20 protein-coding genes, 1 tRNA gene and 2 pseudogenes are annotated in these 20,528 nt (G+C 61.2%); 15 read left to right on the top strand and 8 right to left on the bottom strand.

The window, feature by feature from the left end:
- Positions 1-140: 140 nt before the first annotated feature.
- The 4 genes from C4J91_RS16190 to C4J91_RS16175 form a co-directional block, all read right to left on the bottom strand.
- A complete protein-coding gene (locus C4J91_RS16190; protein ID WP_124363263.1) occupies positions 141-545 on the bottom strand; it encodes an META domain-containing protein in 405 nt (134 codons plus the stop codon).
- Positions 542-982 (bottom strand): hypothetical protein, encoded by a 441-nt coding sequence (locus C4J91_RS16185; protein WP_124363262.1) that lies wholly within the window; start codon positions 980-982, stop codon positions 542-544. The genes C4J91_RS16190 and C4J91_RS16185 overlap by 4 nt, the downstream gene beginning before the upstream one ends.
- Before the next feature lie 71 nt (positions 983-1,053).
- Positions 1,054-2,043: a 2-hydroxyacid dehydrogenase gene (locus C4J91_RS16180; protein ID WP_124363261.1), complete on the bottom strand. Its 990-nt coding sequence runs from the start codon at positions 2,041-2,043 to the stop codon at positions 1,054-1,056.
- Positions 2,044-2,204: 161 nt separating this feature from the next.
- Positions 2,205-4,958, bottom strand: a complete 2,754-nt coding sequence (locus tag C4J91_RS16175) for a response regulator (RefSeq protein WP_124363260.1) — start codon at positions 4,956-4,958, stop codon at positions 2,205-2,207.
- Between the two features lie 205 nt (positions 4,959-5,163).
- Here C4J91_RS16175 and C4J91_RS16170 point away from each other — a divergent pair.
- Both C4J91_RS16170 and C4J91_RS16165 read left to right on the top strand, forming a co-directional pair.
- Positions 5,164-5,406, top strand: a pseudogene (locus tag C4J91_RS16170) (response regulator); the annotation flags it as partial.
- 2 nt (positions 5,407-5,408) lie between these two features.
- Positions 5,409-6,623: pseudogene (locus C4J91_RS16165) on the top strand (histidine kinase sensor domain-containing protein); the annotation flags it as partial.
- A 3-nt stretch (positions 6,624-6,626) separates the two neighbouring features.
- Here the strand turns inward: C4J91_RS16165 and C4J91_RS16160 are convergent.
- The gene (locus tag C4J91_RS16160) at positions 6,627-7,142 is read right to left on the bottom strand and encodes a DUF2062 domain-containing protein (protein WP_124363258.1); all 516 of its coding nucleotides are present in this window, start codon (positions 7,140-7,142) and stop codon (positions 6,627-6,629) included.
- 135 nt (positions 7,143-7,277) lie between these two features.
- Here C4J91_RS16160 and C4J91_RS16155 point away from each other — a divergent pair, with 135 nt between their 5' ends.
- The 8 genes from C4J91_RS16155 (at position 7,278) to murB (ending at position 14,133) form a co-directional block, all read left to right on the top strand.
- Positions 7,278-9,503, top strand: coding sequence for a DNA internalization-related competence protein ComEC/Rec2 (locus tag C4J91_RS16155; protein ID WP_124363257.1), 2,226 nt, complete (start codon positions 7,278-7,280; stop codon positions 9,501-9,503).
- Between the two features lie 109 nt (positions 9,504-9,612).
- Entirely contained in the window at positions 9,613-10,248 is a 636-nt protein-coding gene (locus C4J91_RS16150) for a MotA/TolQ/ExbB proton channel family protein (protein ID WP_122676958.1), read from the top strand.
- Positions 10,245-10,673 (top strand): biopolymer transporter ExbD, encoded by a 429-nt coding sequence (locus C4J91_RS16145; protein ID WP_124363256.1) that lies wholly within the window; start codon positions 10,245-10,247, stop codon positions 10,671-10,673. Before C4J91_RS16150 ends, C4J91_RS16145 begins: the two co-directional genes overlap by 4 nt.
- The gene (gene lpxK, locus C4J91_RS16140) at positions 10,673-11,683 is read left to right on the top strand and encodes a tetraacyldisaccharide 4'-kinase (protein ID WP_124363255.1); all 1,011 of its coding nucleotides are present in this window, start codon (positions 10,673-10,675) and stop codon (positions 11,681-11,683) included. The genes C4J91_RS16145 and lpxK overlap by 1 nt, the downstream gene beginning before the upstream one ends.
- Before the next feature lie 23 nt (positions 11,684-11,706).
- Positions 11,707-11,892 (top strand): Trm112 family protein, encoded by a 186-nt coding sequence (locus C4J91_RS16135; RefSeq protein ID WP_003174668.1) that lies wholly within the window; start codon positions 11,707-11,709, stop codon positions 11,890-11,892.
- On the top strand, positions 11,889-12,653 hold the full coding sequence (gene kdsB / locus C4J91_RS16130) for a 3-deoxy-manno-octulosonate cytidylyltransferase (RefSeq protein ID WP_124363254.1): 765 nt from the start codon (positions 11,889-11,891) through the stop codon (positions 12,651-12,653). The genes C4J91_RS16135 and kdsB overlap by 4 nt, the downstream gene beginning before the upstream one ends.
- Complete coding sequence (locus tag C4J91_RS16125) at positions 12,653-13,117, top strand: low molecular weight protein-tyrosine-phosphatase (RefSeq protein ID WP_124363253.1); 465 nt, start codon at positions 12,653-12,655, stop codon at positions 13,115-13,117. The genes kdsB and C4J91_RS16125 overlap by 1 nt, the downstream gene beginning before the upstream one ends.
- Positions 13,114-14,133, top strand: a complete 1,020-nt coding sequence (gene murB, locus C4J91_RS16120) for a UDP-N-acetylmuramate dehydrogenase (protein ID WP_124363252.1) — start codon at positions 13,114-13,116, stop codon at positions 14,131-14,133. Before C4J91_RS16125 ends, murB begins: the two co-directional genes overlap by 4 nt.
- Positions 14,134-14,202: 69 nt before the next feature.
- Here murB and C4J91_RS16115 read toward each other — a convergent pair whose 3' ends face one another.
- On the bottom strand, positions 14,203-14,874 hold the full coding sequence (locus C4J91_RS16115; protein WP_053256786.1) for a Bax inhibitor-1/YccA family protein: 672 nt from the start codon (positions 14,872-14,874) through the stop codon (positions 14,203-14,205).
- A 152-nt stretch (positions 14,875-15,026) separates the two neighbouring features.
- Between C4J91_RS16115 and C4J91_RS16110 the strand changes: the two genes are divergently transcribed.
- The 4 genes from C4J91_RS16110 to C4J91_RS16095 all read left to right on the top strand — a co-directional run bounded on the left by C4J91_RS16110 (position 15,027) and on the right by C4J91_RS16095 (position 17,702).
- Positions 15,027-15,117, top strand: a tRNA-Ser gene (locus C4J91_RS16110).
- A gap of 187 nt (positions 15,118-15,304) precedes the next feature.
- Positions 15,305-15,823, top strand: coding sequence for a DUF1993 family protein (locus tag C4J91_RS16105; protein ID WP_124363251.1), 519 nt, complete (start codon positions 15,305-15,307; stop codon positions 15,821-15,823).
- A 123-nt stretch (positions 15,824-15,946) separates the two neighbouring features.
- Positions 15,947-16,675, top strand: a complete 729-nt coding sequence (locus C4J91_RS16100) for an AraC family transcriptional regulator (RefSeq protein WP_124363250.1) — start codon at positions 15,947-15,949, stop codon at positions 16,673-16,675.
- A 79-nt stretch (positions 16,676-16,754) separates the two neighbouring features.
- Positions 16,755-17,702 carry a DMT family transporter gene (locus C4J91_RS16095; RefSeq protein WP_124363249.1) on the top strand — a complete coding sequence of 316 codons (948 nt, stop codon included), beginning with the start codon at positions 16,755-16,757 and terminating at the stop codon, positions 17,700-17,702.
- On the opposite strand, the gene C4J91_RS16090 is transcribed toward C4J91_RS16095, so the two are convergent.
- Complete coding sequence (locus C4J91_RS16090; RefSeq protein WP_124363248.1) at positions 17,699-18,496, bottom strand: NAD(P)H-dependent oxidoreductase; 798 nt, start codon at positions 18,494-18,496, stop codon at positions 17,699-17,701. The two genes, C4J91_RS16095 and C4J91_RS16090, sit on opposite strands and share 4 nt — an antisense overlap.
- An 83-nt stretch (positions 18,497-18,579) precedes the next feature.
- On the opposite strand from C4J91_RS16090, the gene C4J91_RS16085 reads away from it, so the two are divergent.
- Positions 18,580-19,500, top strand: coding sequence for a LysR family transcriptional regulator (locus C4J91_RS16085; RefSeq protein WP_124363247.1), 921 nt, complete (start codon positions 18,580-18,582; stop codon positions 19,498-19,500).
- 40 nt (positions 19,501-19,540) lie between these two features.
- Here C4J91_RS16085 and C4J91_RS16080 read toward each other — a convergent pair whose 3' ends face one another.
- The gene (locus C4J91_RS16080) at positions 19,541-20,155 is read right to left on the bottom strand and encodes a LysE family translocator (RefSeq protein WP_124363246.1); all 615 of its coding nucleotides are present in this window, start codon (positions 20,153-20,155) and stop codon (positions 19,541-19,543) included.
- Positions 20,156-20,528 lie beyond the last annotated feature (373 nt).

Here is a 20,528-nt window from a genome sequence, read left to right as displayed (position 1 = left end):
GCATCAACTCAGAGCCAATGTGGGAGGGGGCTTGCTCCCGATTGCGGTGGGTCAGTTGAATAACTGCTGGCTGATACACCGCTATCGGGGGCAAGCCCCCTCCCACATTTGGATCCCCATTGGTTCAGCGACTGGGAATATCAGCCTTCTTCCAGCCACAGGCGAATCGGCTTGCCTTGGGCCGGCCAGAAGCGGGTCTGTTCGATCGGCGAGATGTCCCAGCGCTGCACGCCTTGCAGGGCCTGGAAGAAGCGGTGCTCCTGTTCCATCAACGCCTCGGCGCACATTTTGCGGGTGCTGCCGATCGGGCCGAAGCTGAGCTTGTCGCCTTCGAGGGTGTACGGCGCAAACCAGTGGTTGCAGCCGCCATTGCCATAGGCGCGCCCATCGGCACCGAGGGTGACGGTCAGGTGCGCGTAGTCCATCAAGGGCCGCTCGCCTATCCACTCCACCACATAGCTGTGATCCTGCTTGAGCTTGGCCGCATCGCCGGCGCAGCCACTCAGGGCCGCGCCCACGGCGGCAAGCAGCAGCAGGCCCTTCATTGTGCGGCCCGCTGGCATTTCGGGCAGCGGTGCTTGTCGCCTTCGCTGGCCCAGCCGAGTTCTTTGATACGTGCGTTGGCGGCCGGCTGCAGCGGTTCTTTGGTCAGCTTGGTTTCCACCGCGAATTCAAACTCCAGCACGCTGTCGCAGCTGTCGCAATTGACCTTCCAGGTGTGAATCTCCAGCTCGCCGAATTTCGGCCCCAGGGCCATGGCGACCCATTGGCCCGCCGGGCGGATGGAGTAGCGCGCGTCACCTTCCACGGTCAGGCGCATCGACAGGGTTTTGCTGCCGCGCAGGGTGACGATCAGCACGTCGCCATGCTTGATCGAACCACCGTTGCCGGTGACTTGATAACGGCCCGGCACCAGGGCGCGGCATTCGATCAGGGTGTGTTGCGGGCTCAGCAAGCTGAAGCGGAAATCGTGTTCGGCCATGGATCCTCCAAATAGGCGCGGCATCCTATCACGGGTGCCGGCTCATCATGAGCCCGGTATGTGACCGCTGATCATCCCTCGACGAGGTTCTGCGCGCGGCCATCGACCCACGCCGCAATATTGGCCAGCGTCGTGCCGGCAATCGCCGCCAGCGCCTCGCGGGTCAGGAAGGCCTGGTGGGCGGTGATGATCACATTGGGAAAGGTCAACAGGCGGGCGAGCACGTCGTCTTGCAGGGGCAGGTCCGAGCGGTCCTCGAAAAACAGCTGCGCCTCTTCCTCATAAACATCCAGCCCCAAATAACCGAGTTGCCCGTTCTTGAGCGCTTCGACCAGTGCCGGCGTGTCGACCAGGCCGCCGCGACCGGTATTGATCAGCATCGCACCCGGTTGCATGTGTGCCAGGGCGCGGGTGTCGATCAGGTGTTTACTCTCGGCGGTCAGCGGACAATGCAGGCTGATGATCTGCGCCTCGGCGAGCAATTCGGGCAGGCTCACGTAGCGCGCGCCCATGGCTTGCACCTGAGGGTTGGGGAAGGGGTCGCAGGCCAGCAACTGGCAGCCAAAACCGGCCATGATCCTGGCGAAGGTGGCGCCGATCTGCCCGGTGCCGACCACGCCGACGGTTTTGCCGACCAGATCAAAACCGGTGAGCCCGTGCAGGCTGAAGTCGCCATCGCGGGTACGGTTGTAGGCGCGGTGCAGGCGCCGGTTCAGGGCGAGGATCAGGGCCACGGCGTGTTCGGCCACGGCGTGGGGCGAGTAGGCCGGTACGCGCACCACGCTCAGGCCCAGGCGCTTGGCGGCGTGCAGGTCAACATGGTTGTAGCCGGCCGAGCGCAACGCAATCAGGCGCGTACCGCCACTGGCCAGTTGCTCGAGCACCGGGGCGCTGAGGTCATCGTTGATAAACGCGCAGACCACCTCGTGCCGTTCGGCCAGGGCGACGGTGTCGAGATTGAGGCGGGCGGGTTGGAATTGCAGCTCGATCCCCTGAGGGCGCGGCTCACCGAGAAAACTCTCGCGATCGTAGGCCTGGCTGCTGAAAAGAATCACGCGCATTAAAAGGCTCCCTGCAATTTATACCTTGGAAATACTGACCCAATGTGGGAGGGGGCTTGCCCCCGATAGCGGTGTATCAGTGACAGATATTTCGACTGACACATCGCCATCGGGGGCAAGCCCCCTCCCACATTTTGATTGGCTTCGTCCATGAAATCGGGTCAGGCGCTGACCCGCGCTTCACTGGCCAGCCGCGCAATCGCCATGTCCAGTTCATCCAACGCGGCCATGGCCTTGGCGTCGTCCTGCTTGAGCAGGGTTTCAGCGCGTTGGCAGGCCGCGCGCAATTGCGGCACGCCGCAGTAGCGGGTGGCGCCATGCAGGCGGTGGACGCGCTCGATCAGGGCGTGGTTGTCATTGGCTTCGCGGGCGACCGTGATCGCCAGGCGATCAGCTTCCAGGGAGGCCAGGAGCATGGCGAGCATGTCGGCCGCCAGGTCCGCCTTGTTAGCCGCCAGGCGCAGGCCTTCCTCATGGTCCAGCACCAGCAGTTGCACGCCTGGGCCAAGGCCTTCGGGGAGGCGCTCGGGCCCCTGGTTGCGCAGGGCCAGGCCGGTCCATTTCAGCACCACCTGGGCCAGCTGCCGCTCGCTGATGGGTTTGGTCAGGTAATCGTCCATGCCGCTTTGCAGAAGGGCACGTTTTTCGTTGGCCATGGCATGGGCGGTGAGGGCGACCACCGGCAGCGGCGTGCCATGGCGTTCGCTTTCCCATTGGCGAATCGCTTCGGTACTCTGGCGCCCGTCCATGCCGGGCATCTGCACATCCATCAGCACCAGGTCGAACGTTTCCTGCTTCACGGCGTCAATGGCCGCGAAGCCGCTTTCCACGGCATGGACCTTGGCGCCCATGTCTTCGAGCAGGGTTTGCACCAGTAACAGGTTCGCCGGGTTATCGTCCACGCACAGCACTCGCGGCGCACGGCTGGACAACGGCTCACCCGGCTCGCTGCGCGAGGGGCGCGGGCTGATCAGGTCGGCCAGGGAGCGGCGCAGCTTGCGCGTACAGGCTGGTTTGGCCTGCAACTGGCTGTTGGGGTTGGGCACCGACTGGTTGAACAACATTTGTTCGGTGGTCGGGCACAGCACCAGCACCTTGCAGCCCAGGTGTTCGAGGTCCCACAAGTGCTGGTTGAGGCGCTCGGGCGGGATGTCATTGGCGGTGACGCCGAGCACCGCCAAGTTGATCGCCTGTTCGGTCTGATGGGCGCTGGTAATGCCGTTGGTCAGGCTTTCCAGGGTATTGAACAGCGTGACTTCCAGGCCGCAGTCTTCCAACTGGTGTTGCAAGGCCTGGCGCGCCAGCTCGTGGTTCTCCAGCACGGCGACGCGGCGACCGAGCAGCGGCGCGCTGGGCAGGTCTTCGATGTCGTCGCGGGTCTTGGGCAAGTTCAGGCTGATCCAGAACTCCGAGCCTTCGCCAGGTGTGCTGTCGACGCCGATTTCGCCGCCCATCTGTTCGATCAGGCGCTTGGAAATCACCAGGCCCAAGCCGGTGCCACCTGGCTGGCGCGACAGCGAATTGTCCGCCTGACTGAACGCCTGGAACAGTGCGCGCACATCCTGGTTGGACAGGCCGATGCCGGTGTCCTGCACGCTGATGCGCAGTTGTACGCTGTCTTCCTGCTCATCCTCGATCATCGCCCGGGCCACGATGGTGCCTTCGCGGGTGAACTTGATCGCGTTGCTGATCAGGTTGGTCAGGATCTGCTTGAGGCGCAGCGGGTCGCCCACCAGCGCCAGCGGCGTGTCGCGGTAGACCAGGCTGACCAGTTCGAGCTGCTTGGCGTGGGCGGCCGGGGCGAGAATGGTCAGGGTGTCCTGCAGCAGGTCGCGCAGGTTGAAAGGCACGCTGTCGAGCACCAGCTTGCCGGCCTCGATCTTGGAGAAGTCGAGGATCTCGTTGATGATGCCCAACAGGTTGTCGGCGGATTTTTCGATAGTGCCCAGGTAATCCAGCTGACGTGGCGACAGCTCGCTTTTTTGCAGCAGGTGGGTGAACCCGAGGATGCCGTTGAGCGGCGTGCGGATTTCATGGCTCATATTGGCCAGGAACTCCGATTTGATCCGGCTGGCTTCCAGGGCTTCCTTGCGGGCCAGGTCCAGCTCGATGTTCTGGATCTCGATGGTTTCCAGGTTCTGGCGCACGTCTTCGGTGGCCTGGTCGATGCTGTGTTGCAGTTCTTCCTGGGCGTTTTGCAGGGTTTCGGCCATGCGGTTGATGCCCGACGCCAACTGATCCAGCTCCTGGCTGCCCAGGGGCGGCAGGCGGGTTTCCAGGTTGCCGTCTTTAAGCTGGGCCACCGCTTGCTTGATCAGGCCGATCGGCGAATTGATGGTGCGGCTGATGCGCAGGGCCAGTGCCGCGGTGCAGATCAAGCCGATGGCGATCAGCAGCAGGCTGGCGAACAGGCTGCGATAGCCGCGCAGCAACATGCCGTTGTGGGACAGTTCCACCTCGACCCAGCCCAACAGGCGGTCGGACTCATCCGGAATCAGCTCGCCTGCGAGGTTGCGATGGCGGCCAAACACTGGCATCAGGTAACGGGTGGCATCGTTGCCGGTACGCTGCAGCAGGTGCGAACTGTTGCCAGTGGGCGGTTGATTGAGCATGGTCGGGCCGGCATGGGCCAGGGAGGAGCGGTCCGGCGCCAGGAACGACACCGCGCGCACGTCCGGTTGTTCCAGGGATTGGGTCGCGATGCGCTCCAGCAGGTCGGTGTTCTTGCTGCTCAGGGCGGGCGCGACCAGCGGCGCCAACTGCTCGGCGATCATCTCACCGCGTTGCAGCAATTGAGTTTGCAGCTCGGAGAGCTGCATCCAGGTGAAATAGCCCCCCAACAGCAGCGCCATCAGGCTGGTCGGCAATAACGTCAGCAACAGTACGCGGCCTTTTATCCCCATTCTTCTAAGCACGCCACTCTCCTGCTACCACATTGATATCAATCTTCCGCGCGGGCGTCCGGCCCGCGCTACCTGCGCAGTGTAGCCATTTGCGCCGCCAGGAATCTCGTAAATTAATGACACAACGCAATCTTCGGGCCATTCGGTAGCGGCCTGTGATTGCCTGTAACACTTTAATCTTGAATAATCAGTCATTGAGAATGACTTGCAGACGCTAATGAATCCCGCAGCCGTTGGCCTACCCAGTATCCTGACCATCGAGGATGACCCCGTGCTGGGCGCCTACGTCCATGAACATCTGGGCCGCTGTGGCTTCGAGGTAACCTGGTGCCGCAATGGCCAGCAAGGCCTGCAACTGGCCCGCGACCAGGCGTTCGACCTGGTGCTGATGGACGTTCTGCTGCCAGGGCTGGACGGGCTGTCAGTCCTTACGCATCTGCGCCAGAGTCATGCCATACCGGCGAAGCCCGCGACACGCTCCGCGGCTATGCAGCCGGCGCCGAGTTGGCCTGGAGTACCCAGGGCAGTGCCGGTGTGGATGCGTGGTTGCAGCATATGGGCGAGCGTGAAACCACTTGGCTGGGCATCATCGGCAATGACTTGCAATCACTTGGCAGCGCACCGTTGAGCGACAAGCAAAGCCAGCGCCTGACCTTCTTGCGCGGATTGGACTGGCCGGTGAGCCGCCATGCCAAAGGCTTGCCCTGGTTGAAAATCGCCTTTCCGGTCGACCCCGATGCGGGGTCACTGGTGATCGAGTTGCCCAAGCGTTTTATGCCGGGGCGTTATCAACTGTTCTGGCGGGTCATCACCAACGGCCTGATTCCCGGGTTGTTTACCTTATTGCTATGTATCGGCCTGTATCGATTGCTGATCATGCCCCTCAATCAATTGCGTGCGCAGGCCAATGCCTGGCGTGCGGACCAATTGAATGCGCGGATGTCCGGTGACGCGACCAGCCGCCAGGACGAGTTGGGTGAATTGGGACGCGCCTTCGACCAGATGTCCGAACGCTTGCAGGGCACGGTGCAGTTGCAGCAACAGCTGCTGCGGGACATGTCCCATGAGTTGCGCACGCCCCTGAGCCGCTTGCGCGTGGCCTGCGACAGTGAGCAGGACCTGGCGCGGTTGCGTGAACGCCTGAGCCGGGAGATCGACGCCATGCAGCGCCTGGTGGAAGACAGCCTGCAACTGGCCTGGCTCGACAGCGACCGGGCGCCTTTGCCCCAGGAGGACATTCAATTGCCCGCGCTGTGGGACATGCTGCGGGAAAACGCTTGTTTCGAAAGCCATTGGCCGGCATCGCGTTTACCCTGCCTGTTGCCAGCTGAGTGCTGGGTGCGAGGCAATCTCAATGCACTGGCCCAGGCCCTGGAAAACATCCTGCGTAACGCAATACGCCACTCCCCAAGCCAGGGCCGGGTGACATTGGACGGCGCGCGTGAAGGCGAGTACTGGCATGTCTGGCTGGAGGATCAGGGGGGCGGCATCGATGAGGCCGACCTGGAGCGTATCTTCGCGCCCTTTATCCGGTTGGACGGTTCCCGGCCCGGTGACGGCGGCTTCGGCCTGGGCCTGAGCATTGCGCGCAACGCGGTGCAGCGCCAGGGCGGGCGTATCTGGGCGCAAAATACCGGGCGGGGCCTGCGTGTACACCTGCGCCTGCCTGCCCGTTAGTCATCAGCGGCGGCGCAGTTTGCGTTTCTTCCACTGGTGCGCGACCCACCAGCGCCAATAGCCCATGGTCAGGCAATAGGCCAATGCGCCCAACACCAACCCGGATACCACCGAGCCCAGCAGGAATGGTTGCCACATTGTGCTCAATTCGCCGCTGATCCATTCCCAGGTGAGGTTATCGGGGAGGCTGCGTGGCGGCACATTCATCAACCAGGCACCGGTCATATAGGTGCAGACAAACACCACCGGCATCGTGATCGGGTTGGTCAGCCACACCAGGCTGACGGCAATCGGCATGTTACCGCGCACCACGATCGCCAGGATCGCGGCCAGCAGCATCTGCAAGGGAATGGGGATAAACGCGGCAAACAGACCCACGGCCATCGCACGGGCCACCGAGTGCCGGTTGAGGTGCCAGAGGTTCGGGTCATGCAGCAGGGTGCCAAGAAACTGTAATGACTTGTGTTCCCTGATACTGCTGGGGTCGGGCATGTACCGTTTGAATAAGCGCCGGGGCATAAGGGGTCCAGGTCAGTTCGAGGGGCAAGTATGCGCGTATTCTATAAACAGAAAATTCAGACTTTGTGACAAAACATCAAAGGCACCATCGGGAACCCCGGCTAAGACTGAGTGAATCATTTAAAGGAATGACTCATGAGGACAGGGATGTTCGCGCTTGCGCTGGGGCTGCTGACCCTGCGTTTTCTACCGGTGTTGCCGCCCATCGGATGGCTGTTGGCCATGCTGGTGCTGGCATTGATGTTATTGCCGTTTCGTACCTATCCGCTGGCGTTTTTCCTGCTGGGCTTGAGCTGGGCGTGCATCAGCGCGCAGTGGGCACTGGATGATCGATTGCGACCAGCACTGGACGGCGAAACACGATGGGTGGAAGGGCGCGTGGTCGGCTTGCCTCAGCAGACCGAAACCAGCGTGCGTTTTGACCTGGCCGACAGCCGGTCGCGCAAAGCCCGGCTACCCAAGCGCATTCGGGTGTCCTGGCACGGCGGGCCGCCGGTGCGCAGTGGAGAACGCTGGCGCCTGGCTGTCACCCTCAAGCGGCCGTCTGGCCTGCTCAATTTTCACGGTTTCGACCACGAGGCCTGGCTGCTGGCGCAACGCATCGGCGCCACGGGCTCGGTGAAAGACGGTCAGCGCCTCGCGCCAGCCCGCAACGCTCTGCGCGACAGCCTGCGCCAGCGCCTGATGGCTGCGGATGCGCAAACCCATGAAGCCGCCGTGGCGGCGTTGGTGCTGGGTGACGGTTCCGGGCTGCGCGCGGATCAATGGCAGGTGTTGCAAGACACCGGCACCGTGCACCTGTTGGTCATTTCCGGCCACCACATTGGCTTGCTGGCCGGGCTGATCTACGCACTGGTGGCCGGGATGGCGCGTTACGGTTGCTGGCCACGCAACCTGCCATGGCTGCCGTGGGCCTGCGGCCTGGCCTTTATGGCAGCGCTAGGTTATGGCCTGCTGGCAGGTTTCGGCGTGCCGGTGCAGCGGGCCTGCGTGATGGTGGGCCTGGTATTGCTATGGCGGCTGCGCTTTCGGCATTTGGGCGTGTGGTGGCCGTTGCTGCTGGCCTTCAACGCTGTGCTGCTGCTTGAGCCTCTGGCCAGTTTGCAACCGGGTTTCTGGTTGTCCTTTGCGGCGGTTGCGATCCTGGTGCTGACGTTCGGCGGGCGGCTGGGGCCCTGGAGTGTCTGGCAGGCCTGGACGCGTCCACAGTGGTTGATTGCTATCGGTTTGTTTCCGGTCCTGTTGGTGCTGAGTTTACCCATCAGCCTCACCGCGCCTGTGGCCAATTTATTCGCCGTGCCGTGGATCAGTCTGGTGGTGTTGCCATTGGCGTTGCTGGGCACGGCGCTGCTGTGGCTGCCGTTGGCCGGTGACGGTTTGCTCTGGTTGGCCGGCGGAGCGCTGGAGGGATGGTTCAAGGGGCTGATCCTGCTGGCCGGGCAGTTGCCGGCCTGGACGCCGGCCGAGGTGCCGCTGGTTTATTGGCTGGTCAGCCTGGCGGGCGCGGTGTTATTGCTGCTGCCCAAGGGCGTGCCATTTCGGTTGCTGGGCTGGCCGATGCTGCTGTTGGCCGTGTTTCCACCCAAGGAATCGGTACCCCATGGGCAGGTGACGGTGGTGCAACTGGATGTCGGCCAGGGGCAGGCTGTGATCTTGCGCACCCGCAACCATGCCTTGCTTTACGATGCGGGGCCGCGTTCGGGGGCGGTCGACCTGGGTGCGCGCGTGGTTCTGCCGTCGTTGAAAAAGTTCGGAGTAGAGCGGTTGGACATGTTGCTACTGAGCCATGCCGACGCCGATCATGCCGGTGGCGCTGCAGCTATCGCCCGTGGGCTGCCCATCCGGCGTGTGGTCGGCGGTGAAACCGAAGGGTTGCCCGCGTTTCTGGGGACCGAGCCTTGTGTCAGTGGCGAACGATGGGACTGGGATGGTGTGTCGTTCGTGTTATGGCAGTGGTCCGGCGCCATCAGTGGCAACGCCAAATCCTGTGTGTTGCAGGTGCAGGCCAAGGGTGAACGGCTGCTGCTCACCGGGGATATCGACCGTGCGGCGGAGCGCGCATTGCTTGACACACCGTTGGCGGTGCCCACTGACTGGTTGCAAGCGCCCCATCATGGTAGCCGCAGCTCGTCATCCAAGTCCTTTGTGCAACGGCTTGCGCCTGGATCAGTGCTGATCTCCAGAGGCCGGGGCAATGCCTTTGGTCATCCTCATTCGCAAGTGGTAGAACGCTATCGGGCCCTGGGCAGCCGGCTATACGACAGCGCCGAGCAAGGTGCCGTGCGTCTTCAGTTGGGCGCGTTCCAACCCGCCGTTGTTGCGCGCAGTCAACGCCGGTTCTGGCGCGAACCGTTACCGTAATCCGGCGTTACCAAACACCGCGGGCTGCGACAGTCCGGTCTGCGGCCAACGAACCCCGCTGCCGAACCTATATGATAAAGTGGCGCACTTTTTCGAGGGGGCATTCACTGTGTGGGAATTGGTCAAATCCGGCGGCTGGATGATGTTGCCGATCATCATGAGTTCCATTGCCGCACTCGGCATCGTCGCCGAACGCCTGTGGACCCTGCGTGCCAGTCGCGTTACCCCCGAGCATCTGCTGGGGCAAGTCTGGGGCTGGATCAAGAACAAGCAGCTCGACAAGCAGAAGCTCAAGGAACTGCGCGCCAATTCGCCACTGGGTGAAATCCTCGCCGCCGGCCTGGCCAACTCCAAGCATGGTCGCGAGATCATGAAAGAGTGCATCGAGGAGGCCGCAGCGCGGGTGATCCATGAGCTGGAGCGCTACATCAACGCCCTCGGCACCATCGCCGCCATGGCGCCGCTGCTCGGTTTGCTGGGCACGGTGCTGGGCATGATCGACATTTTCAGCTCGTTCATGGGCTCGGGCATGACCACCAACGCCGCGGTGCTGGCCGGCGGTATTTCCAAAGCGCTGATCACCACGGCTGCGGGCCTGATGGTGGGTATCCCGTCGGTGTTCTTCCACCGCTTCCTGCAACGGCGCATCGATGAACTGGTGGTCGGCATGGAACAGGAAGCCATCAAGCTGGTGGAGGTGGTGCAGGGCGACCGTGATGTGGACCTGGTCGAGGGCAAAGCGTGAAATTTCGCCGCAAGCAACGGGAAAATGTCGACATCAACCTCGCGTCTCTGATTGACGTGGTGTTTATCCTGCTGCTGTTCTTCGTCGTTACCACCACGTTCACCCGAGAAACCCAGCTGCGCGTCGATTTGCCCGAAGCCGTGAGCGGCTCTCCAGCCGAAGACCAGCAGGTCAAGCAACTCGATATCGCCATCAGCGCCGATGGCGTGTTTTCGGTAAATAACCAGTTGCTGGAGAGAAACGACCTGGCCAGCTTGATGGAGGCCTTGCAGAAGGAGTCCGGGGGCGACACCAACATGCCACTGTCGATCAGCGCTGACGGCAAAACCCAGCACCAGGCAGTGATTACCGCGATGGACGCTGCCGGCAAGCTCGGTTTCAGTCATCTGCGCATGACCACCGTCGAGGCGGCGAGCCCACCCTGATGGCTATGTCCGATCGTTTGCTCAAGGCCTGGTACGACGGGCATCCGGCCCTTGTGCTGTTAAAGCCGCTGGAGTGCCTGTATCGCCGCGTGGTGCAGCGCAAGCGCGCGCGCTTCCTGGCGGGTGAGGGCGCTGTCTACCAGTCACCGGTGCCCGTTGTGGTCGTGGGTAATATCACCGTAGGCGGGACTGGCAAGACGCCGCTGATCCTGTGGATGATCGAGCACTGTCGGCGCAGTGGGTTGCGCGTAGGCGTGGTCAGTCGTGGGTATGGCGCCAAGCCGCCACAATTGCCGTGGCGGGTCGAGGCCAACCACAGTGCCGAAGTGGCCGGCGACGAACCGTTGCTGATCGTGCAGCGCTGCGGTGTACCGTTGATGATCGATCCGGATCGCAGTCGTGCGGTGCAAGCGCTGTTGGCCAGCGAAACCCTGGATCTGATCCTTTCCGACGACGGCCTGCAGCACTATCGTCTGGCCCGTGATCTGGAGCTGGTATTGATCGATGCCGCCCGAGGCCTGGGCAATCGCCATTGCCTGCCGGCCGGGCCGTTGCGTGAGCCGGTTGAGCGCCTGCAGAGCGTTGATGCGCTGCTCTATAACGGCGCCGCCTCGGACCGCGAAGACGGCTTCGCCTTCCGCCTGCAACCCTCGGCGCTGGTCAACCTGCACAGCGGCGAGCGGCAGCCGGTCAGCTACTTTCCAGTAGGCCAACCGGTACACGCGGTTGCCGGTATCGGCAATCCGCAACGTTTCTTCAATACCCTTGAAACGCTACACTGGCAGCCGATCCCCCATGCGTTTGCCGACCACGCGCCCTACAGCGCCGAGGTGCTGGATTTCACGCCGCCATTGCCGCTGGTCATGACCGAAAAAGACGCGGTGAAGTGCCGCGCCTTCGCCCGGCCCGACTGGTGGTACCTTGCGGTGGATGCGCTGCCGTCGCCAGCATTTGTCGCCTGGTTCGACACGCAGTTGATGCGCTTGCTGCCCAACCGTCTTTTGCCTTAACCGCTTATTTCCAGGAACTACTCATGGACACCAAACTGCTCGACATCCTTGCTTGCCCGATCTGCAAAGGCCCGCTCAAGCTCAGCGCCGACAAAACCGAGCTGATCAGCAAAGGCGCCGGCCTGGCTTACCCTATTCGCGACGGCATTCCGGTGATGCTGGAAAGCGAAGCCCGCACCCTGACGACCGATGAGCGCCTGGATAAATGACTACCGCCTTTACCGTGGTGATTCCCTCGCGCTATGCGTCGACCCGCCTGCCGGGCAAGCCGCTGCAAATGATCGGTGCCAAGCCGATGATCCAGCTGGTATGGGAACAGGCCTGTAAAAGCAGCGCTGAACGGGTGGTGGTGGCGACCGACGATCCGCGCATCATCGAAGCCTGCAAAGGTTTCGGCGCCGAGGCGGTGCTGACCCGTGAAGACCATAATTCCGGCACCGACCGCCTTGCCGAAGTGGCCACGCAACTGGGCCTGGCGCCCGACGCCATCGTGGTGAACGTGCAAGGCGACGAGCCGTTGATCCCGCCAAGCGTCATCGACCAGGTCGCCGCCAATCTGGCGGCCCATGGCGAAGCGCGCATGGCCACCCTGGCCGAACCGATCGAAGACAGCGAAACCTTGTTCAATCCCAACGTGGTGAAGGTCGTCAGCGATATCAACGGCCTGGCCCTGACATTCAGCCGCTCGATCCTGCCCTGGGCGCGGGATGCCTTCGCCAGCAACCCCGATGCACTGCCGCAAGGTGTGCCGTACCGCCGCCATATCGGCATTTATGCCTATCGCGCCGGCTTCCTGCATGACTTCGTCAGCTGGGGCCCGTGCTGGTTGGAGAACACCGAGTCCCTGGAGCAGCTGCGGGCCCTGTGGCACGGCGTGCGCATCCATGTGGGCGATGCGCTGGAGGCGCCGCCTGCAGGCGTCGACACCCAGGAAGACCTCGAGCGCGTCCGTCGCCTGCTGGGGGCTTGATGGAGGTTCTGTTTGTCTGCCTGGGCAATATCTGCCGCTCGCCCACCGCCGAAGGCGTTTTGCGCCATAAGTTGCGCGAAGCAGGTTTGTCCGGCCAGGTTGAGGTGGCGTCAGCGGGGACTGGGCAATGGCATATCGGCAACCCACCGGACCAGCGCAGCCAACGTGCGGCGCTGGCGCGGGGCTATGACTTGTCATCCCAGCGTGCCCAGCAGGTCTCCCGCGCCGACTTTGCGCGCTATGACCTGATCCTGGCCATGGACCACAGCAACCTGCGCCACCTCAAAGCCATGCAGCCTGCACAGGGTAAGGCTCAGTTGGATATATTCCTGCGCCGCTTCGGCGGTGAAGTGGACGAGGTGCCAGACCCTTATTATGAAGGCGAACAAGGTTTTGAGCGGGTCCTGGACCTGATCGAGCGCGCCTGTGATTTATTGGTGATTGAATTGAAGGGGCGGTTATGACCTTGCAAGTACTGGCGCAGGTCTCCCTCAAGCCATTCAACAGCTTTGGCATCGACGTGCGCGCCCAGCTATTTGCCGAGGCCCGCAGTGATGCCGACGTGCGCGAAGCCTTGGCCTACGCCGAGGCGCACAGTGTGCCGCTGCTGGTGATCGGGGGCGGCAGCAACCTGCTGCTGACCCAGGACGTGCCTGCCCTGGTGTTGCGTATGGCCACCCAAGGCATTCGCGTGCTGCACGATGATGGCGTGCAGGTGGTGGTCGAAGCCGAAGCGGGCGAAGCCTGGCACCCCTTTGTGTTATGGACCCTGGAGCAGGGCTTCTGCGGCCTGGAAAACCTCAGCCTGATCCCCGGCACGGTCGGTGCGGCGCCAATGCAAAACATCGGTGCGTACGGCGTGGAGGTCAAGGATGTGTTTGCCGGACTCACTGCGCTGGATCGTCAGACCGGTGAACTGCGGGATTTCAGCCTGCAGGAGTGCCGGTTTGCCTATCGCGACAGCCTGTTCAAGCATGAAGTCGGCCGTTGGTTGATCCTGCGGGTACGCTTTGCCCTGAGCCGCGCCAGTCACCTGAAACTCGACTACGGCCCGGTGCAGCAGCGTCTGGCCGGGCAGGGGATTACCAACGCCACGCCAGCGGATGTAAGCCGTGCGATTTGCAGCATTCGCCGCGAAAAGTTGCCCGACCCGGCGCAGCTTGGCAACGCCGGCAGCTTCTTCAAGAACCCGCTGGTGCCCCAGGCCTTGGCTGCTGAGCTGAAAAGCCAGTATCCGGACCTGGTGGCCTACCCTCAGGCAGACGGGCAAACGAAGCTCGCCGCCGGTTGGCTGATCGACAAGGCGGGCTGGAAGGGCTTTCGTGATGGCGACGCTGGCGTGCATGCATTGCAAGCGCTGGTACTGGTGAATTATGGCTCTGCCACCGGGCGTGAGATTGCCAACCTGGCGCTGCGTATCCAGCAGGATATTGTCCAGCGCTTCGGGGTGGAACTGGAGATGGAACCTAACCAGTACTGATCGTCCTTGGGCCGGAAATGAAAATGCCCCGTATCTCGCGATACGGGGCATTTTTTATAGCGTTAACAATCAGTCGTCACGGCTCATGATGCCGAAGATCTGCAACAGGCTGATAAACAGGTTGTAGATCGACACATACAGGCTGATGGTCGCCATGATGTAGTTACGCTCGCCACCATGGATGATGGCGCTGGTCTGGAACAGGATGCACACCGAGGAAAACAGCACGAAACCTGCGCTGATCGCCAGTTGCAGGCCGCTGATCTGGAAGAACATGCCGGCTACCACTGCCGCCAGCAACACGAAGAAGCCCGCGGTGATGAAGCCGCCCAGGAAACTCATGTCCTTACGGCTGATCAGCACGTATGCCGACAGGCCACCAAACACCAGTGCGGTCATGGCAAATGCCGAACTGACCACTTCCGCGCCGCCGGCCATGCCGAGGTAACGGTTAAGGATCGGGCCCAGGATAAAGCCCATGAAACCGGTCAAGGCAAAGGCCGATACCAGGCCCCAGGCCGAGTCACGCAGCTTGTTGGTCAGGAAGAACAAACCATAGAAGCCGATCAACACGACAAAGATATTGGGATAACCGACGCGCATCTGCTGGGCCACATAAGCCATCACGCCGCTGAATGCGAGGGTAAGGGCGAGCAGGCCGTACGTATTGCGCAAGACGCGGCTGACTTCAAGCTGCTCAGCCTGCGCGTTGCCATTCACTGCGTAATTCTGTTCGCGCATGGCGACTCTCCTTCAGTTTTGAAACGTTCAGTCGCAAAGATCATAACAGACGCTCTGTAACAAGCTATGCAGAGAGTTTGACAGTGTGTTTCATTCGGGTATTATTGCGCCCGCTGAGGCAGGATGAGCTACTATGATCCTGTAACGCACAAGGGAAATTGGCAGAGTGGTTGAATGCACCGGTCTTGAAAACCGGCGAACGTTAATAGCGTTCCCAGGGTTCGAATCCCTGGTTTCCCGCCAAGATTTACACGAAAGCCTCGCGAAAGCGGGGCTTTTGCGTTTCTGAGTTTCGGTATAGCTGGCGGGCTATAAGCGGCTGCGGGAGTGTTGGCAGCGGAAGGTCAACAGTCTGCTAGGATTCAAACCGCTATCCGGGAGAAAGGCTGATCCTTTCTGCTCGCCATGAATGACTACTCAGGGAGAAGATATGTCGGTCTACACCGTTACCATTCCGTGTTTCGCGCAAATGCTGCGAGCGTTATCGTTTCTTTTGTCAAAGGGTCAGGCATCTGCCCAAGAGCACGGTTACGACCCGCAAATTCTGCTTGAATCTCGACTGGCGCCGGATATGCACGATCTCGCCCGGCAAATTCAGTATGCATGCACTCAAGCCCAGGAGGCGGTGCTGCGACTGACGCAACAGCCGGTGCGCTCGCTAACTCCTCCGGGAAATCTGGCGGCAGCGCAAGCGCTCATCGAGAGCACGTTGGCGTTTCTCGACTCAGTCGATCAGGCTCAAATCGAGGAAGGCGCTGAGCGCCAGATTTCTATTGAGTTACCCAATGGCATGGCCTTCGATATGTCCGGCAGCGAATACGCAGTGAACTGGGCTACACCTCAGTTTTACTTTCATCTGATCACGGCTTACAACATTTTGCGTCATAACGGCGTACCTCTCGGGAAAGCCGATTACGTACGGCACATGTTTGCCTACCTACGAAAGTAACCTTGCCGCCTGAACTCGTTAAAGACCCAGGCCCTGCGAGGGTGCTGTGCGAGTCGCGACCATGATCTGGTCTTGCGAGCCGGCGTTGTGGGGCATCAACCAGACGGGGCAAAGGGTGCATGAATGTTTCTAAGCCTTGAAGTGCGCAGTTACGAGCGCGAAAACCACAACCATCACCATGACCACACTCAATTGGTATTGCCGATCCATGGCCGCATGGAAATCGACGTAGGCGGTCGCGGAGGGTGCATCGATCCGTCAGTGGCAGCCCTGGTGACGCCTGGCGCGGTGCATTCGCAGCACACGAACGCCGATAGTTGCTTTCTGGTATTGGACTGCGCGCCGACCACCTTGGAAACGCTGCAGATCGAGCGTCTTGCCCAGCAGATATATGTCCCTATTCCCCCGGCGACACGCCGGCTGATCGAGTTCGCCGAGTTGGTAGGCAATGCCCAACTGTCCCTCACGGCCTCACAGCTGGGGCCGTTGCTTTTGTCATCCCTTAGCCCGGATGCCCCGCGTTTTTGCGACCCGTTCGAGCAGTTGATTGCCCGTCTGCGGTCAAATCCGGGGGCGAACTGGACTAACCAAGCCATGGCTGAAGTCGCCAGCATGAGCATGAGTCAACTGCACCAGCGCTTCCGGCAGGCGTTCGAGATGAGTCCGCAAGCCTGGTTGACCGACGTGCGCATCCAGCAAGCTCAACGATGGCTGCGCGCTACGTCATTACCCATCTCCGAGATTGCCCTGCGCGCCGGTTTTTCCGACCAGGCCTCGCTGACCCGAGCCATGCAACGGGTAAGCGCTACGAGCCCGGCGGTTTATCGTAAAGCGCAAAAACAGCCTGGGTAAAAAATCCCGCAATTAGCGCCAATATTCCCTGAGCCCGCTGCCGCAGACTTCCACCACCAGTCTTTGGAGCGCGGATGAAATGTTTGCTGATCGATCACTGCTCAAGGGCATCGTCTACGGAGTATGCGCGGGGCTATGTTGGGGCGTGATCTTCCTCGGGCCCCAGCTGACTCCGGGGCTGAGCGGGCTGCAGTTCGCCGTCCTGCGGTTTCTCTGTTATGGCGCGATCTCGTTCGCTTTGCTGATGCCGCGCTGGCGGCGGGTCTGCGCCAACCTGACGATTGCCGATTGGAAATCACTCTTCTGGCTCAGCCTGGTAGGCAACCTTATCTACTATGCGCTGGTGGGCACCGGTGTGCAGCTGGTGGGCATTGCCACAACCTCGCTTATCGTCGGGCTCATCCCGGTGTTCGTCACGTTGGCGGGGCGTCATGACGTCAACGCCGTGCCATTGCGCAAGCTCGTTCCCTCGTTGTGCTGTGCCGTAGGCGGCGTGGTACTGATCAGCTGGCATGCGTTGGTCAATGGCGACAGGCCCGACACATTGACCAGCCTCGCAGGGATTTCATGCGCGCTGGGCGCATTAGCCACCTGGAGTTGGTTCGCGGTGAGCAACGCTCGGCGGCTGGTTCAGGTCGCCAGCGTGTCCTCCCATGACTGGGCACTGCTGATGGGTGTGATAACCGGCGCGCAGTCGCTGCTGTTGGCGGCGCCGGTCCTGGGTTTGCACGCCGCCAGCCATGGCAGCGCCGAATGGCTGCACTTTTTCCTGGTGGCTGGCGGCGTGGCGTTTTTATCCTCGGTTATCGGTGGCGCGTGCTGGAATCAGGCCAGCAGGCTTCTGCCATTGGCGCTCAGCGGGCAAGTGCTGGTGATCGAGACGCTGGCGGCGCTGGTTTTTGGTTTTCTATGGGAACATCGATTCCCCGATTCATACGAATTCGCCGCGATCCTGCTGCTGGTCACCGGTGTCGTCTGGTGCCTGAACAGTCATCGCGCGCCCCAGCGCACGCCGGCGAATGCTTAGCCCTGAGACTGTATGGCATCGCCTATATGGATGCCCAGATCCTGACGGCCCGGCGCGATATGCGGCTTGAGCGTCAATGCCGGGATGTCATAGTCCCCGGCATTCTGACGACGAAACGGCAAAGGTTCATCATCGAACAGGCTATCCAGCCGCGCAGCATAGGCCTTGGCTAGCTCGTCGAAACGAGCGGCGTCCATTTTGCTGGTTTTATAGATTGGGAAGGGCGGCATCACAGTGAACCCGGGATAGAACAGCACCCCGTGCTGGATAGGAAACAGCAGGTCATCCAGCGCACCGTTGACCCCTCGGGCACTGTAGTGCGACTCCCAGCCGCCCATGGTGACCACCAGCATCGCCCGCTTTCCTGCCAGGCGGCCTTCGCCATAGCGGTCACCCCAGTGGCGTTCGCTGTGTTCGCCGACACCGTAGGCAAATCCGTAGGCATAGACGCGTTCGACCCAGCCCTTGAGGATCGCAGGCATCGAGAACCACCACAGTGGGAATTGGATGATCACGGCATCGGCCCACAGAAGCTTGGCCTGTTCCGCCTCGATGTCTGCCGGTTGGGTGCCGGCGGCGAATACTCGCTGGGATTCGATTGCCGGGTTGAACGGTTTGCTGTCGTCATAGCCTGGCGCGTCGTTCGTATCGATGGGCGCTTTCCAATGCATAGCGTACAAATCTGAAACCTTGACCTGGTGGCCTGCGGTTTCCAGGTGAGCAATCGCGAAATCCCTCAGCGAGCCGTTGAGCGAACGAGGTTCAGGGTGGGCGTAAATCAGCAGTAGCTTCATGAGGGGCTCCGAGTGGTTATGCCCTCACCGTAACGACGAACCAGGTATGATAGAAATGAATTTCTGAAACATATGGTATTTACATGCACAATACCTTGAGCCGTCTCGATCTCAATCTGCTGGTCACCCTGGATGCGCTGTTGTCCGAGCAGAACGTTACGCGGGCCGCTCGATTGCTCAACCTCGCCCAACCTACCGTCAGCCTGCAACTGGGCCGACTGCGAGAACTGCTCGACGATCCCCTGTTGCTGCCCGGCCCGCGAGGCATGTCGCCTACCGAGCGGGCCCGTGAACTGCGTGGGCCGCTGCGTGAAGCGCTGGTAGCGCTGGAAGGCGCACTCAGTCCTGGCGGCGCTTTTGAGCCCGCGATGTCCCATCAGACGTGGAAGGTGGCAGCCAGTGATTATGCAGCCACCGCTTTGGTCTGGCCCTCGCTGGCGCTGCTCAGGCGCCTGGCCCCGAATACCCGCCTGGCACTGTTGAACAAGCATCCCGTCAGCCTTGCCAATGAACTGGAGAACGGCCAGCTCGACCTGGCGCTGCACACCCGCGATGACGCTCCAGCCAAACTGCGCCATCGGTCTTTGGTGCACGAACGCTACGTGCTGGCAGGGCGGCGCGGCCATCCGGCGTTGGCAGCCAAGCTATCGCTCAAAGCGTTCTGCGCCCTTGAACATGCTGTTATGTCACCTGATGGCGCTGGGTTCGTGGGGACTACTGATCAGGCACTGGCAGTGAAAGGGCTTGAACGACGCGTCGTATTGTCAGTGTCCAATTTCAACTCGCTTGTCTCAGCATTGGCGCACAGCGACCTTGTGGCGGTGGTGCCAGAAAGGCTGGTGCGAGATGAGCCGGCACTTCACGTCCAAGCGCCTCCACTGGCCATTCCCGGTTTTGAAATGCTGATGTTATGGCCCGAACGACTGCACCGAGACCCGGCCCATAGATGGCTGCGTGACCTTATCGCCTCGACGTTGCAGGCAGCCTCTAATCCTGAGGTTTGATTGGAGTGAATAGCCAGCTCAGTTCTCGGTTACAGGACTGCTAAATCAACTGACGAATCCCCAACGACAAAATCAACCCTCCACACAGCCGATCAATCGCTTTTTTGCGTCCTTGATAAGCGCTGGCAATCCTGGGCTGGGAAAGAGCGATTGCGACCATTCCATACCAAACCATCGAAACTACCACGACAACGGCCAGCATCGACAAGAACGTGCCTGGCGAAACGTGGGCGGGGGCTGCGGCTGAGAATACTGCGGCATAGAAGGCCATGGACTTCGGGTTGCCCAGGTTGGTAATCACCCCTTGAGTGAAGGACTGTCGGCAACTGCCGGCTACGGTATCATTTGAGGGACCGATAGCATTCCTGCCGGCATTGAGTAGCAATCGGAACCCGAACCACATCAGATAGGCGGCCCCGAGCATCTTCACAACAAAGGCGGCCCAGGGGAGAGCAGCGAATACGATCCCCAGCCCTCCAATCGCACAGGTTGACCAGAACAGATTGACCACCACGATTCCCGCGACCAAAGCCAGGGCTTCAGCGCGCGTAGCGGCCACCGCCTTATGGACGACGGCAACGAAATTCGGGCCAGGAATAACGACACCCGCCAAGTAGACAAAGAACACTGTTAACACAGCGGAACCGTCGATCATGTGATTACTCGCAAGGTCTGCAGGGAGGCGGTGACTGTCACCAAAGCATGAGTTTTACACAGTCCCAGCAGATCGGGGCCTGTTTTATGTAGGCGTCCCTTGCGCAGTGCTGGAAGGTGCCAACGGCCGGCTACGCCGCCAAGCCGTCAGCAGTGTGGACCGTTACTCTACCGTGCAAATCCAGCGGTGATTATGCCGATAGGGTGCGCGGGTGAAGTGGACATCTGAAACCAGATTCAGGCCGCGCTCTTTCAGCGCTTCGGTCAGTTGTACGAGTGTCTCTGCCTGGATAGTCATTGCTGTTACCTCGTCAGATTTATCGTATCCATAATTCTTGACCGAGGGGGCAACTCGCTAATTCAAATTTTCTACA

The sequence above is a fragment of the Pseudomonas sp. R3-52-08 genome, assembly GCF_003851745.1.
Taxonomy (GTDB): Bacteria; Pseudomonadota; Gammaproteobacteria; order Pseudomonadales; family Pseudomonadaceae; genus Aquipseudomonas.
The sequence above is the reverse complement of the archived record's forward strand: the minus strand, read 5'-3'. Positions and strand labels throughout refer to the sequence as shown.

Coding starts and splice junctions, on each gene's coding strand:
- C4J91_RS16080 (WP_124363246.1), bottom strand. CDS start 20,155: ATGATCGACGGTTCCGCTGTGTTAACAGTGTTCTTTGTCTACTTGGCG.
- C4J91_RS16155 (WP_124363257.1), top strand. CDS start 7,278: ATGAGGACAGGGATGTTCGCGCTTGCGCTGGGGCTGCTGACCCTGCGT.
- C4J91_RS16085 (WP_124363247.1), top strand. CDS start 18,580: ATGCACAATACCTTGAGCCGTCTCGATCTCAATCTGCTGGTCACCCTG.
- murB (WP_124363252.1), top strand. CDS start 13,114: ATGACCTTGCAAGTACTGGCGCAGGTCTCCCTCAAGCCATTCAACAGC.
- C4J91_RS16135 (WP_003174668.1), top strand. CDS start 11,707: ATGGACACCAAACTGCTCGACATCCTTGCTTGCCCGATCTGCAAAGGC.
- kdsB (WP_124363254.1), top strand. CDS start 11,889: ATGACTACCGCCTTTACCGTGGTGATTCCCTCGCGCTATGCGTCGACC.
- C4J91_RS16115 (WP_053256786.1), bottom strand. CDS start 14,874: ATGCGCGAACAGAATTACGCAGTGAATGGCAACGCGCAGGCTGAGCAG.
- C4J91_RS16095 (WP_124363249.1), top strand. CDS start 16,755: ATGTTTGCTGATCGATCACTGCTCAAGGGCATCGTCTACGGAGTATGC.
- C4J91_RS16160 (WP_124363258.1), bottom strand. CDS start 7,142: ATGCCCCGGCGCTTATTCAAACGGTACATGCCCGACCCCAGCAGTATC.
- C4J91_RS16125 (WP_124363253.1), top strand. CDS start 12,653: ATGGAGGTTCTGTTTGTCTGCCTGGGCAATATCTGCCGCTCGCCCACC.
- C4J91_RS16180 (WP_124363261.1), bottom strand. CDS start 2,043: ATGCGCGTGATTCTTTTCAGCAGCCAGGCCTACGATCGCGAGAGTTTT.
- C4J91_RS16185 (WP_124363262.1), bottom strand. CDS start 982: ATGGCCGAACACGATTTCCGCTTCAGCTTGCTGAGCCCGCAACACACC.
- lpxK (WP_124363255.1), top strand. CDS start 10,673: ATGGCTATGTCCGATCGTTTGCTCAAGGCCTGGTACGACGGGCATCCG.
- C4J91_RS16190 (WP_124363263.1), bottom strand. CDS start 545: ATGAAGGGCCTGCTGCTGCTTGCCGCCGTGGGCGCGGCCCTGAGTGGC.
- C4J91_RS16090 (WP_124363248.1), bottom strand. CDS start 18,496: ATGAAGCTACTGCTGATTTACGCCCACCCTGAACCTCGTTCGCTCAAC.
- C4J91_RS16105 (WP_124363251.1), top strand. CDS start 15,305: ATGTCGGTCTACACCGTTACCATTCCGTGTTTCGCGCAAATGCTGCGA.
- C4J91_RS16100 (WP_124363250.1), top strand. CDS start 15,947: ATGTTTCTAAGCCTTGAAGTGCGCAGTTACGAGCGCGAAAACCACAAC.